We start from the raw sequence: 12539 nt of genomic DNA on the forward strand, positions 1-12539 counted from the left end.
GAGCTTGAAACGCAGAGAGCGCAGAGACGTTGAAAGAGCGGGGAGAGTTTCGAACTAAAAGCGCATGTTCTTCTTAGAACACATATGGATAGTGCCGCTGCTGCCGCTGGCCGGCGCAGCGGTGATGTTCTTCTTTGGAAGGGCATGGCGGACGCCTACGCCGGCCGGAGCGGAAGGCGTTTCTTCGCACGGGGGACACGACGATGCGGGAGCGTCGCCGGCTGATACCGCCCACGACCCGCACGCGGCGCACGGTCCGGCCGATCCGCATGCGCATCCGCCGGCGCCGCACCACGCTCCGGAAAGATTGCCGCACGCCTTCGTCAACGCCGTCTGTGTGGGCGCGGTGGTGCTGGCGTTCCTGTGGGCATGCATGGCGGTATGGCAATACACCGACTGGGCGGCGGCGCATGATCACGCGGCCTACGACACCTGCGTACCAACCGCGGGCGGCGCCTGCTACACCTGGCTGGGCACCGACGATGGCCGAATGGTATATCCGAGCCACGGGGGATTCTCGCAGTTCAAGGTGGAGGCGGGCTTCCTGCTCGATCCACTCTCGGCAATCTGGCTGCTGTTCGTGACCGGCGTTGGCATGCTGATCCACATCTACTCGACCGGATACATGGCACACGAGGGTGGGTACTACCGCTTCTTCGGTTACCTGAACCTTTTCATGTTCTCCATGCTGGTATTGATCCTGGCGAACAACTACGCGCTGATGTTCGTGGGCTGGGAAGGCGTGGGCCTATGCTCCTATCTGCTGATCGGGTTCTACTTCCAGCGGCCCTCGGCGTCCACGGCGGCGAACAAAGCGTTCATCGTGAACCGCATCGGTGATGCGGGATTCATCTTGGGGATGTTCTCGATCGCGTGGTACTTCGGCACGGTGAAGTACACGGCGGTGACGGAGTTGGCGCGCAGCGGACACTTCGCTTCCGGCGACGCCGTGATCACCTTCGCCACGCTCATGCTGTTCGTGGGCGCGTGCGGCAAGTCGGCGCAGATCCCACTCTATATCTGGCTGCCGGACGCGATGGAAGGTCCCACCCCGGTCTCTGCTTTGATCCATGCCGCGACCATGGTGACGGCGGGCGTCTACATGGTGGCGCGCTCGAACGCGCTATTCGTGCTGGCCCCGGAGACGATGAAGGTGGTGGCCATCGTGGGCGCGCTGACGGCGATATTCGCGGCGTCCATCGGGCTGGTGCAGAACGACATCAAGCGCGTGCTGGCGTATTCGACCGTCTCGCAGCTCGGATATATGTTCCTGGCGCTCGGCGTGGGCGCATTCGCCGCCGGCGTGTTCCACGTGTTCACGCATGCGTTCTTCAAGGCGTTGCTGTTCCTTGGCTCCGGCTCCGTTATCCATGCGATGAGCGGCGAGCAGGACATGCGCAAGATGGGCGCGCTGGGGAAGAAGATCCCGGTGACACATTGGACGATGCTGGTGGGAACGCTGGCCATCGCGGGAATTCCCGGACTAGCCGGCTTCTTCTCGAAGGACGAGATCCTGTGGCAGACGTGGCACAGCGAGAACGGCGCGTACCGGATCCTGTGGTACATGGCGTTCGTAACCGCGCTGATGACCAGCTTCTATATGTTCCGGCTGATGTACCTGACGTTCCAGGGACGGCCGAGGATGTCTCCTGAAGTCGAGAGCCACGTGCACGAATCGCCGAAGTCGATGACGGTGCCGCTGGTCATCCTGGCATTCTGCGCCGTGTTCGCGGGATACCTTGGCTTCCCGCACTCGCTGGGCGGATCGAACCGCTTTGAGAAGTTCCTGGAGCCGGTATTCGCGGGCGAAGCCAAAGAGATGGTTCGCACCGGTGAAGGGAAGCAGCTCGCCGCTGGCGAAAAGGCGGAAGAGAAGACTGACACCGCCGAGTACATCCTGATGTTCCTCTCGGTAGGCGCGGCGTTCGCGGGCTGGGGATTGGCGAAGCGCGCGTACCAGAACGCTGACCGGGGATATCGCGAGCCCATCGAGGTGGCGGCGAAGCCGGTCTACAACGTCCTCTACAACAAGTATTGGGTGGACGAAGCTTACGACTACGTCTTTACCGGTCGGAAGAAGCTCGGCAACGTGCGCCTTGGGGCGATGGGATTAGGCGACGCGTTATGGAAGTTCGACGCCAACGTGATAGACGGCGGCGTGAACGGGGCCGGCTGGCTCACCAAGCTAGCCGGGACGCTCTCGAGCTGGTGGGACAAGTGGATCATCGACGGCATCGGCGTGAACGGGCCGGCGATACTGACGCGCGTGGCGTCGTATCCGGCGCGACTGTTCCAGTGGGGACAGGTGCAGTTTTACGCACTGGTGATGGTGTTGGGACTGATCGGATTCGTGGCGTATTACGTGTGGCGGTAGGTCCGACGAAGGAAGTCTGAGTACGAGCTAACGCAAATGCAGAATCACATACTTTCCATCATCCTGTTAACGCCGCTGGCGGGGGCGCTGCTGCTGTTGTTCGTCCCCAAGGAGAACACGAACGCGATCAAGTGGATCGCGAACCTGTTCGCGCTGGGCGGATTCGTCGTCTCGCTGCCGCTGGTCGTATGGTTCTGGGCGAGTGTGGACCAGCCCGGCTTCAAGTTCGTGGAGGGCGCGGCGAACAACTGGATCCCCTCGATCGGCGCGGGATACCTGATCGGCATCGACGGCATCAGCTTCCTGCTCATCATGCTGACGACGCTGCTGGGATGGATCTCGATCCTCAGCTCGTGGGAAGCCATCCAGGACCGGGTGAAGGAATACTACATCTGGTTCCTCATCCTGCAGACCGGCATGCTCGGCGTCTTCATGGCGCTCGACTTCTTCCTCTTCTACGTCTTCTGGGAAGTGATGCTGGTGCCGATGTACCTGCTGATCGGTATCTGGGGCGGACCGAGGAAACTCTACGCGGCGATCAAGTTCTTCCTCTATACCCTGGTCGGATCGGTGCTGCTGCTGCTGGGCATCCTGTTCCTTTACTTCCACCACCACGCGGTAGGGAACGCTTATACCTTCGCGTTCGCGGACGTCACCGGCCCGGGTACCGCCGTGATGGGCGGTCTCTGGATCAGCACCGCGTCGATCGCGGCGAAGTGGGGCCTGAAATACGTGATCCTGCTCTTCCTCGCGTTCTTCATCGGCTTCGCCATCAAGGTTCCCATGTTCCCGTTCCACACCTGGCTGCCGGACGCGCACGTGGAAGCGCCCACGGCGGGCTCGGTGATCCTGGCGGGCGTGTTACTAAAGATGGGAACGTATGGCTTGATACGCTTCTCCTTGCCATTCTTTCCGCAGGCGGCGATGCATCCGACGGTGCGCTTCTGGATGATCACGCTCTCGATCATCGGCATCTTGTACGGGGCTTTAGTCTCGCTGATGCAGAAGGACATGAAGAAGCTGGTGGCATACTCCTCCGTCAGCCACCTCGGCTTCTGCACCCTGGGGTTGTTTGCGCTGAACCCGCTTGGACTCAGTGGCTCGGTGCTGCAGCAGGTGAACCACGGTATCTCCACCGGCGCGCTCTTCTTGATCGTCGGCATCCTGTATGAGCGGCGGCACACGCGCGAGATATCCGAATACGGCGGCATCGCCAGCGTGATGCCGGTGTACGCCACCATCACGCTCATCATGTTCCTAAGTTCGCTGGGACTGCCGCTACTGAATGGGTTCATCGGCGAGTTCACCATCCTGCAAGGTGCGTTCATGGAGAACCGCCAGTGGGTGTTCTGGGCGGTGTGGGGCGTGGTGCTGGGCGCGGCTTACCTGCTGTGGCTCTATCAGCGCGTCTTCTTTGGCCCGGTGACCAATCCCAAGAACCAGAACCTGCCCGACCTCACGCCGCGTGAGATCGCGACCTTCGTGCCGCTGCTCATCCTGGCGGTATGGATCGGGGTCTATCCGAAGCCGTTCTTCCGCATCCTGGAACAACCGGTGGCGCAGATCGTGAAGATCGTGCGTCCGAATGAGTACGGGACAATGAATGCTAATGCGGAGAAGTCTGCACCGGCGCAACCTGCTGCCGCCGCGCAATCGGCGACCCAGCCCGAGGGCAGCCGCTAGTGCCGATAGTCATCAACCAGTTCGCGAACGTCCACGACCTTGCCGTCGTGATGCCGATGGTGATGCTCGCGCTTTTCGGCTGCGGCATCCTGATCGTGGATCTTTTGCTGCCCGCCGCGGACAAACGCTGGAATGCGGCCACGGCCGCCATTGGACTGGTCTTCGCTTCGGGCTCGCTGTGGCGCGTGCAGCAGATGCTCGCGCGCGGCGGCACGCTGGATGTGACCGGCTTCAACGGCACGGTGGTCATGGATCCCATGGCCATCTTCTTCTTCTGGCTGTTCATTGTGGCGACCGCGCTCACCATCCTGATCTCGGTGCGCTACATGGAGATCGAGCAGGAAGACCACGGCGAGTATTACGCGCTCATGCTGTTCTCCGTCGTCGGCATGATGTGCATGGCTTCGGGTAAAGACATCGTTCTACTGTTCATCGGCCTGGAACTGATGGCGATCTCGACGTATGTGCTGGTGGGATTCCTGCGGCGCGACAAACGCTCCAATGAGGCCGCGCTGAAATATCTGCTGCTGAGCGCTTTCTCCAGCGGCATCTTCGCCTACGGCCTGTCGTTGCTCTACGGACTCACGGGCACGACGGACGTCACCATGATCGGGCGCCGCTTAGCGGTACTGCAGCACTCGAGCTATCCCATCCTCGTGTTGGCGGTGGTGACCACGCTGGCCGGGCTATTCTTCAAGATCGCGGCGGTGCCGTTCCATCAGTGGGCGCCGGACGCATACGAAGGCGCGCCCACGGCGATCACCGGATTCATGTCGGTGGCAGGCAAAGCGGCGGCATGGGCGCTGCTGTTGCGCATCTTCTTATATGCGCTGCGTTACGCTTCGGAACTGTGGATGCCCATGGTCATCTTCGTCGCCATCGCCACCCTCACCGGCGGCAACCTGGCGGCGATCACGCAGAACAACCTCAAGCGCCTGCTGGCCTATTCTTCGATCGCGCACGTGGGTTACATGATGCTGGGCCTGGTGGCGTGGAACGATACCGGCATCAAAGGCATCCTGGTGTACCTGCTGGTCTACACCTTCATGAACCTGGGCGCGTTCGCGGTGATCGTGTCGCTGCGGCGGCGCGACCTGATCGGCGATGAGATCGACGATATCGCCGGACTCTGGTTCAAGCGCCCGGTGGAAGCCATGCTGATGGTGATCTTCCTGCTTTCGCTAGGCGGCATCCCGCCGCTGGCCGGGTTCTACGGCAAGTACTTCATCTTCCTGGCGCTGATCCAGACCGGACACTACGTGCTGGCGTCGCTGGCGGTGTTCTACATCGCCGTCTCGCTCTACTACTACCTGCGCATCATCAACGCCATGCTGATGCGGCCGGCGCTTGACGCCGAGCCCATCCACCCGGCCTTCGGCCTGCGCCTGGCGCTGCTCATCACGGGCGCGGCCACGGTGGGCATCGGATTGTTTCCCGAGCTGATCATCCGCGCCGCAACGTGGACGATCACGGCGCCGCAAGCGGTGACGCAGGCGTTCTTGCGCTAGGCGGCGCTGTCTTTCTGCTCGCAACCCATTTCTTCGAGTATTCTTTTTTCCGAATGATCCATTCTTCGAGCAACCCATATGACGGACGAGCAGCGCTCGCCGGACTTTGATCCGAACGAAAAGCGTGAGATGCGCGCGGAAAAACGCGAGCGGCGCTCGTGGCAGCAAGTCGCCAAGTATGGCGAGCTGGGATTCCTGTTGCCGGCGGCTACCTTTGTGGGCTGGGCCATCGGCGCAGGTCTCGATCGTTGGCTGGGAACGAAGTGGATCACGCTGACGGGCGTGATCGTGGGGATCGTGGCCGGGTTCGTGCAGATGATCCGGACGGCGCTGAAGGCAAGCCGGTAGGTATCGGGTGACCTGGTGAGCGGCGGGTGAGAGCGACGATGAAAGAAAGCCCTGATCCGGGAGAACGTCCGGGAGAGCCAGTCACTGAGGCCTTCTTCGCCGGCGCCTATGCCCGGATGACGCGCATCATGGTGGCGCTGGCGGTGGTCGCCGCGCCGGTGCTGGCGGCAATGCTGGGCTGGCGGTTCGCGCTTGGCTTCCTGGCCGGCGCGCTGGTTGGAGCGGCAAACTTCTACTGGCTGAAGTCGGGGGTGGACGCGCTCGCCGACGTGGTCACGCGCACGGGCGAGCGTTCGACCGCCGGGATCGTGGTTAAATCCTTGCTGCGGTATGGATTGCTGGCGATTATCGTCTATGTTATTTTGAGAGGTTCTGGACAGGGTATTTACGGCTTCTTTGCAGGCCTGTTCGTGCCGGTGGCGGCAATGGTCTGCGAGGGAGTGTACGAAGCGTGGAGCACGCTGCGGCACGACGTCTAGTCTTCTACATGACACTTGCTTTCTTAGCTTCGGCGACCCAGCTGCCCTTCACGGCATTCCTGAACCGTATCTTGGGCGGGCCGGTGACGGCGCTGCTGCACGCGCTCGGCATCCATCCCCACGACCCCGCCGCGCCCATCAATAACTTTGTCGCCATGCAGCTCCTGGTGGTGCTCTTCCTCACGCTGGTGTTTGTGTTCGTGCGCTCGCGGCTCTCGGTGGAGGATCCGGGCGGGACGCAGCACCTGTTCGAAGGTATCTACGGCTTCGTCGACGAGTTGGGCCGGAGCTTGATCGGCCACGGCCACGAGAAGTACACCGGCTTCCTGATGGCGTTGGGCATGTTCATCCTGACGTCGAACCTCATTGGCCTGGTGCCGGGCTTCGTATCGCCTACGGCGAGCCCGACGGTGCCGCTGGGCTGCGCGCTGGTTACGTGGTTTTACTACCACTACCAGGGCATCAAGCATCAAGGCTTCCATTACATCAAGCAGTTCACCGGACCGGTGATGGCGATCGCGCCGCTCATGCTGGTGATCGAAGTGGTGAGCCACCTGGCGCGTGTGCTCTCGCTCACGGTGCGTTTGTTCGCCAACATCTTCGCCGGCGACATGGTCACCCTGGCGTTCTTCTCGCTCATCCCCATCGGCGTGCCTATCGTTTTCCTGGCGCTGCACATCGGCGTGTCGTTCATCCAGACGTACATCTTCGTGCTGCTCTCGGCGGTCTACCTGGGCGGAGCGTTGTCGGAAGAACACTAGGAAGAAGCAGTACTCAGTACCCGGTACCCAGTACTCAGAGATATCGACTTCATAATGGCTTCATGGAAGTGGCTGCGAGCGTGAGGGCGCCTGCACCAGGATGGCGTCAACCACCCACTGGCGGCAGATCATAATGCGCTACGACAGGAGAAAGTGAAATGCGTAGAGTAATGATGTTCGTACTGATGGCGATCGTGCTGATGGCCGCAGCGACGCCGGCTTCGGCGCAGACGGCACCCACCGGGGCGGCGGGGAACTGGCAATACGCGGGCATTGCGCTGGCGATCGCGGTCGCACTGGCTGCCTATGGGCAGTCGAAGGTGGCCTCGGCGGCGTGCGAGGGCATGGCGCGGAATCCCGCGGCGCGTCCTGGCATACAGCTGGCGCTGATCCTTGGACTCGCCTTCATCGAGTCGCTCGTGCTGTTCATCTGGGTCATGATCTTCCTGCGCGCACTCTAGCGCAGGACTCGTTTGCGGGCCTCTGCGAAAGCGGAGGCCCTTTGTTTTTGGCGCGCGTCGCGCGCTCCCATGTGCGAGTAAGTAAGACGACCCGCATTAGAAGTTAGAATGACTGCCGCGATGGGAACCGAAGCCGCGCTTCAGTTCGACAGCATGACCAAGGAATACCGGGGCTTCACCCGGCGGACGGCCGTCCGCGCGCTCGACGGCTTCTCGCTCGCGGTCGAGCGTGGCGAGATACTCGGCTTCCTCGGGCCGAACGGCGCGGGGAAGACGACGGCCATCCACATCGCGATGGGGTTCATGCGGCCGACACGTGGTGGTGGCCAGATGCTGGGCCAAGCGTTCGGTCACGCTCGCACGCGCGCCCGGGTCGGATTCCTGGCGGAGAACGTGGCGTTTGTCCATCGCTCGGCGGAGGCGGTGGTGCGCTACTACGGCGCGCTCAACGGCCTCGGTGGCGCGGCGCTGACCAAGCGCACGCGCGAGATGCTGGAGCTGCTCGAGCTGACGGACGTTGCCAGGCGCAACGTCTCGAAGTTCTCTCGCGGGATGCTACAGCGCGTGGGCCTGGCGCAGGCGCTGGTCAACGATCCCGAGCTTTTGGTGCTGGATGAGCCCACCTCGGCGCTCGATCCCATCGGACGAGTCGCCGTGCGCGAGTTGCTGCTGCGCGCCAAGGCCGCGGGCAAAACGGTCTTCCTGAGCTCACACATGCTCTCGGAGATCGAGCTGATCTCTGACCGCATCGCGGTTCTGGTTCACGGACGCGTGGCGCGCATGGGGACGACGAGCGAGCTGCTGGAATCGGGCGCGCAGTCGGAGATCGTCTTTCGTCACGCAGACCAGCGCGGCGCGGAGTTGCAAAGGCTAGACCCAAGCTTGGTCGTGCAGGCGGTGGCGGAGAACGGCCTCACCAAGATCACGGTAGCGAGTACGGCGCAGCGCGAGTACATCGAGCGCGTCTGGGCGGCCGGAGGCGAGGTGGTACGCGTGAATCCGGCGCGGCGCTCGTTGGAGGAGCTGTTCCTGGCGCTGGCCCAAGAGAAGGATGAGAAGGATGACAAGGATGACAAGGGCGACCAGGGCGCCGCTCACGCGACTGGAGCCACGCCATCATGATGCGGGTATGGCTGATCGCCGCGAACGTTGTACGGGAGCAGCGCTGGTTCCTGCTGCTGATGTTCGCATACGTCGTGGGCATCACCGCGTTGCTGCGCACGTTGGAACGGAATGACGCGGACGCGCTGCTCGTCTTCAAGCAGGAGGCAGTGTATGGGACGCTGTTCAGTGTGGTGCTCGCAGCGTCGCTGTTCCAGAACGAGCGCAAGACGCGGCGCATCATCGCAGTGCTGTCAAAGGCGGTCACGCGGCGGAAGTATGTGGCGGGCGCGATCCTGGGCGTGAACCTGACGACCGCGGTATTTTACGCCGGCGTGGCCGGCAGCCTGTTCGTGCTGTTTCCCGGCGCGAAGCCGGGCGGCGCGGCCCTGATGATGGCGCACGCAATGGCAGCGAGCCTGCTCGTCTCGGTCGTGACGCTGTTCTATACCGCCTTCCTGCATCCCCTAGTGGCTGCGTCTGCGTCGGGGCTCACTCTGGGGCTACCGCTGCTGCTGGAGAAGTTCTTCGGTGCGGGTTGGTCGGGTGTGGTGCCGGCGTTACGCCTGACCAGAGCGATACTGGCGTACGCGCCGGACCGGGCATTCTCGTCCGATGCCGGGATGATCACGCTGGCACTCGCGGAGTGTGTGGTGCTGTGGCTACTGGCGTCGTGGATATTCGGATTGCGGGACATCACGACCGCGGTGGAGTGACGCCGGAGAACAGCGCAGCGGCCTTACTGAAGTAAGTCTTTCGCCGACTCGATGGCGTGTTGCAGCACGCGGTTCGGCAGGATCCCCAGATACAACGTCACCAGCACGCTGAGCGTGAGCGCGATGCCCTCCGGCACGGTGAGGCGTTCGACGCCGTGGCCGTGCTCATGCTCCGCCGGATGCTCACGCATGTACATCACCACGATCACGCGCAGGTAGTAATATGCGGCGATGCCGCTGTTGATGAGGCCGAGGATGGTGAGTCCAACGAGGTTGGCTTGGAGCGCGGCGCTGAAGACGTAGAACTTGGCGAAGAACCCGCCGGTGGCGGGGATCCCGATTAAAGACAACAGCAAGATCGCAAATGTAGCGGCGATGACCGGCTGGCGGCGGGAGAGTCCAGCGTAGTCGTCGATGGCGACGAAGCGCTCGCCCTCGCCGGCGAGGTGCGCGATGATCAGGAACGCGCCCACGTTCATCGCCGCATACGCGCCGGAGTAGAAGATGGCGGCGGAGATGCCGGCGGCGTTCGCGGCGGTGATGGCGACGAGCAGGTATCCGGCATGGGCGATGGAGGAATACGCGAGCATGCGCTTGACGTTGCTCTGGCGTAGCGCGCCGATGTTGCCCAGCGTCATGGAGAGCGCGGCGCCGATCCACACGGGCCAGAACCATCCCGGTGTCCAGGCGGCGAAGAGCACGCGCAGCAGCACGGCGAAGGCGGCGGCCTTGGGCGCGGTGGACATGAAAGCGACCACCGGAGCGGGCGCGCCTTCGTAGACGTCCGGCGTCCAGACATGGAAGGGCGCGGAGGCGATCTTGAACCCGAGCCCCACCAGCATGAGCGCGACGGCGGCGAAGACGAGCGGGCCGAAACTGCCGTCATGCAACTGCTCGCCGATGGCCATGATGTTCGTGGTGCCGGTGGCGCCGAACATCAACGAGACGCCGTAGAGAAAAAAAGCCGTGGCAAACGACCCGAGCAGGAAATACTTGAGCGAGGCCTCGGCGCTCGAGGCCACGCGGCGGCGCATGCCCGCCAGAATGTAGGTGGAGATGGACGAGATCTCGAGCGCGACGAAGATGAGCACCAGCTCGACGGCCGAAGACATAAGGTCCATGCCCACGGCGCCGAGCAGCATGAGCGCGTAGAACTCGCCGGCGGGGAGGTGCTGGCGCTCCACGTAATCGAGCGAGCCGAGCAGGCAGGCGAGCAGCACGAGCTCAACCACCACATGAAAGAAGACGCTGAACTCGCTGACCAGCACCATATTAAAGAATCCGGCTACGTGCGGCGATCCCGCCTGGTACCAGGTGGCGACGAGCGCGGCGAGGGCGCCAGCGCAGGCGATCCATCCCAGCGGCCTGCGACTCTGGCCCTTTGCGAAGAACGATTCGGCCATCATCACGATTACGCCGAAGGCGGCCAGCACGAGCTCGGGCAGGATGGCGAGGTAGTCGGCGCTCGGGATGGAGTAGACGGGCACGCTCATCTCCTCATTTCCCCAGCCCCTGTCCGATGCCCTGGGCCAGCGTCTTGAAGGCAGGCAGCAGCTTGGTGACGCCGGATTCGATCATGCCCAGCCACCACCAGGGCGCGACGCCCATGATGAGGGCGGCGATGGCGGTGGGCCAGAGCGCGAGGCGTTCGCGCGCGCCGATGTCTTGCAGCTGCGCGTTGTGGTCGTCGGTCACGGCGCCAAAGAAGACGCGCTGGTACATCCACAGCATGTAGCATGCGCTCCAGATCACCCCCGTTGCCGCGAGCGCGCCCCACAGAGCCTTCGCTTTGAACGCTCCCGCGAGGATGAGGAACTCGCCGACGAACCCGTTGAGCAGCGGCAGTCCAATGGAGGAGAGCGTGATCACCAGGAAGAAGGTGGCGTAGACGGGCATGGGCGTGGCCAGTCCGCCATAATTCCTGATCTCGTAGGTGTGGCGACGCTCGTAGAGCATGCCGGCGAGCATGAAGAGCGCGCCGGTGGAGACGCCGTGGTTGAGCATCTGAAAGACGGCGCCATCGATTCCGAGCGTTGTCAGACTAAAGATGCCGAGCACGACGAAACCAAGATGGCTGACCGAGGAGTAAGCAATCAGCTTCTTCAGATTCGGTTGCACCATGGCAACGAGCGCGCCGTAGACGATGCCGATGATGGCGAGCGTCATGATCCAGGGCGCGTGGTATTGCGCCTGCTCGGGAAAGAGTCCCACGTTGAAGCGCAGCAGGCCGTACGTTCCCATCTTCAGCAGCACGCCGGCGAGCAGCACGGAACCGGCGGTGGGCGCTTCGACGTGCGCATCGGGCAGCCAGGTGTGCAGCGGCCATAGCGGCACCTTCACAGCGAAGGCGATGAAGAAGCCGAGGAAGAGCCAGCGCGCCGCGTTCCAGGAGACGGCTAGGTGTCCGCCCTGGAGCTGCGCACGGATGGTGGCGTAATCGAACGTCCCGGTATGCGCGTAGAGCCAGATGATGGCGCCGAGCATGAACACCGAAGCGATCGCGGTATAGAGGAAGAATTTGATCGAGGCGTAGATGCGCCGCTCGTGTCCGTAAATGCCGATGAGCAGCGCCATGGGAATGAGCGTGGCTTCCCAGAAAACGTAGAACAGGAACAGGTCAAGGGCGAGGAAGACGCCGATCATCGCCGTCTCGAGCACGAGCAGCAGGACGTAGAACTCCTTCACGCGGTGCGAGACCGAGTGCCACGAGACCAGGATGCTGAGCGGCACGAGGAACGTGGTGAGGATGACAAGCCAGAGCGAGATGCCGTCGAGCCCGAGGTGATAGTGGATGGCGGGCGAGGTGATCCACGGAATATCGATCTCGAACTGGAAGATGCTGGCGGTGGAGAAGCGCGTGGGCACCTCGTAGCGCAGCAGGTGCAGCGAGAGGATGAAGTTCGCGACGGCGACGCCGAGCGCGAACCAGCGCTCGCCAATGACCTTGCGCGGGAACACCGCGAGCACCAGCGCCCCGGCGGCCGGCAGGAAGGTGACCAGCGTGAGGATGATGCCGTTGATGGAAAGCGTTTTCATCGCCTGACGTTCCTCACTTGGCGTTCCTCACTTGGCGTTCCTCACTTGACCCCCAGCCAGATCATGTAGGCG

Annotated in this window: 11 protein-coding genes; 9 read left to right on the forward strand and 2 right to left on the reverse strand. The window is 62.8% G+C overall.

The features are described 5' to 3' along the window. Nucleotides 1-64 precede the first annotated feature (64 nt). The 9 genes from nuoL (at nt 65) to M3P27_09480 (ending at nt 9431) form a co-directional block, all read left to right on the forward strand. Nucleotides 65-2374 carry an NADH-quinone oxidoreductase subunit L gene (gene nuoL / locus M3P27_09440; protein ID MDP9268529.1) on the forward strand — a complete coding sequence of 770 codons (2310 nt, stop codon included), beginning with the start codon at nt 65-67 and terminating at the stop codon, nt 2372-2374. Between the two features lie 36 nt (nt 2375-2410). After that, on the forward strand, nt 2411-4057 hold the full coding sequence (locus M3P27_09445) for an NADH-quinone oxidoreductase subunit M (protein MDP9268530.1): 1647 nt from the start codon (nt 2411-2413) through the stop codon (nt 4055-4057). Next, nucleotides 4057-5565 carry an NADH-quinone oxidoreductase subunit N gene (locus tag M3P27_09450; GenBank protein ID MDP9268531.1) on the forward strand — a complete coding sequence of 503 codons (1509 nt, stop codon included), beginning with the start codon at nt 4057-4059 and terminating at the stop codon, nt 5563-5565. The genes M3P27_09445 and M3P27_09450 overlap by 1 nt, the downstream gene beginning before the upstream one ends. A gap of 78 nt (nt 5566-5643) precedes the next feature. Continuing rightward, complete coding sequence (locus M3P27_09455) at nt 5644-5913, forward strand: AtpZ/AtpI family protein (protein ID MDP9268532.1); 270 nt, start codon at nt 5644-5646, stop codon at nt 5911-5913. Nucleotides 5914-5951: 38 nt separating this feature from the next. Then, nucleotides 5952-6392, forward strand: coding sequence for an ATP synthase subunit I (locus M3P27_09460; protein MDP9268533.1), 441 nt, complete (start codon nt 5952-5954; stop codon nt 6390-6392). Between the two features lie 8 nt (nt 6393-6400). Then, on the forward strand, nt 6401-7153 hold the full coding sequence (atpB, locus tag M3P27_09465) for a F0F1 ATP synthase subunit A (GenBank protein ID MDP9268534.1): 753 nt from the start codon (nt 6401-6403) through the stop codon (nt 7151-7153). Between the two features lie 158 nt (nt 7154-7311). Beyond that, nucleotides 7312-7614 (forward strand): ATP synthase F0 subunit C, encoded by a 303-nt coding sequence (locus M3P27_09470; protein MDP9268535.1) that lies wholly within the window; start codon nt 7312-7314, stop codon nt 7612-7614. Between the two features lie 120 nt (nt 7615-7734). After that, nucleotides 7735-8736: an ABC transporter ATP-binding protein gene (locus M3P27_09475; GenBank protein MDP9268536.1), complete on the forward strand. Its 1002-nt coding sequence runs from the start codon at nt 7735-7737 to the stop codon at nt 8734-8736. Next, nucleotides 8733-9431 (forward strand): hypothetical protein, encoded by a 699-nt coding sequence (locus M3P27_09480; protein MDP9268537.1) that lies wholly within the window; start codon nt 8733-8735, stop codon nt 9429-9431. Before M3P27_09475 ends, M3P27_09480 begins: the two co-directional genes overlap by 4 nt. A 23-nt stretch (nt 9432-9454) precedes the next feature. On the opposite strand, the gene M3P27_09485 is transcribed toward M3P27_09480, so the two are convergent. Together M3P27_09485 and M3P27_09490 are read right to left on the reverse strand one after the other, a co-directional pair. Beyond that, a complete protein-coding gene (locus M3P27_09485) occupies nt 9455-10924 on the reverse strand; it encodes an NADH-quinone oxidoreductase subunit N (protein ID MDP9268538.1) in 1470 nt (489 codons plus the stop codon). A 4-nt stretch (nt 10925-10928) separates the two neighbouring features. Continuing rightward, nucleotides 10929-12467 (reverse strand): NADH-quinone oxidoreductase subunit M, encoded by a 1539-nt coding sequence (locus tag M3P27_09490; protein ID MDP9268539.1) that lies wholly within the window; start codon nt 12465-12467, stop codon nt 10929-10931. Nucleotides 12468-12539: the final 72 nt, after the last annotated feature.

It is taken from the genome of Acidobacteriota bacterium (assembly GCA_030774055.1).
GTDB lineage: Bacteria > Acidobacteriota > Terriglobia > Terriglobales > Acidobacteriaceae > JACPNR01.

Excerpts from the sequence above, each read along its gene's own strand:
- M3P27_09475 (MDP9268536.1), top strand. The coding sequence starts at position 7,735 with ATGGGAACCGAAGCCGCGCTTCAGTTCGACAGCATGACCAAGGAATAC.
- M3P27_09485 (MDP9268538.1), bottom strand. The coding sequence starts at position 10,924 with ATGAGCGTGCCCGTCTACTCCATCCCGAGCGCCGACTACCTCGCCATC.
- M3P27_09460 (MDP9268533.1), top strand. The coding sequence starts at position 5,952 with ATGAAAGAAAGCCCTGATCCGGGAGAACGTCCGGGAGAGCCAGTCACT.
- M3P27_09470 (MDP9268535.1), top strand. The coding sequence starts at position 7,312 with ATGCGTAGAGTAATGATGTTCGTACTGATGGCGATCGTGCTGATGGCC.
- nuoL (MDP9268529.1), top strand. The coding sequence starts at position 65 with ATGTTCTTCTTAGAACACATATGGATAGTGCCGCTGCTGCCGCTGGCC.
- M3P27_09480 (MDP9268537.1), top strand. The coding sequence starts at position 8,733 with ATGATGCGGGTATGGCTGATCGCCGCGAACGTTGTACGGGAGCAGCGC.
- M3P27_09490 (MDP9268539.1), bottom strand. The coding sequence starts at position 12,467 with ATGAAAACGCTTTCCATCAACGGCATCATCCTCACGCTGGTCACCTTC.
- atpB (MDP9268534.1), top strand. The coding sequence starts at position 6,401 with ATGACACTTGCTTTCTTAGCTTCGGCGACCCAGCTGCCCTTCACGGCA.
- M3P27_09455 (MDP9268532.1), top strand. The coding sequence starts at position 5,644 with ATGACGGACGAGCAGCGCTCGCCGGACTTTGATCCGAACGAAAAGCGT.
- M3P27_09445 (MDP9268530.1), top strand. The coding sequence starts at position 2,411 with ATGCAGAATCACATACTTTCCATCATCCTGTTAACGCCGCTGGCGGGG.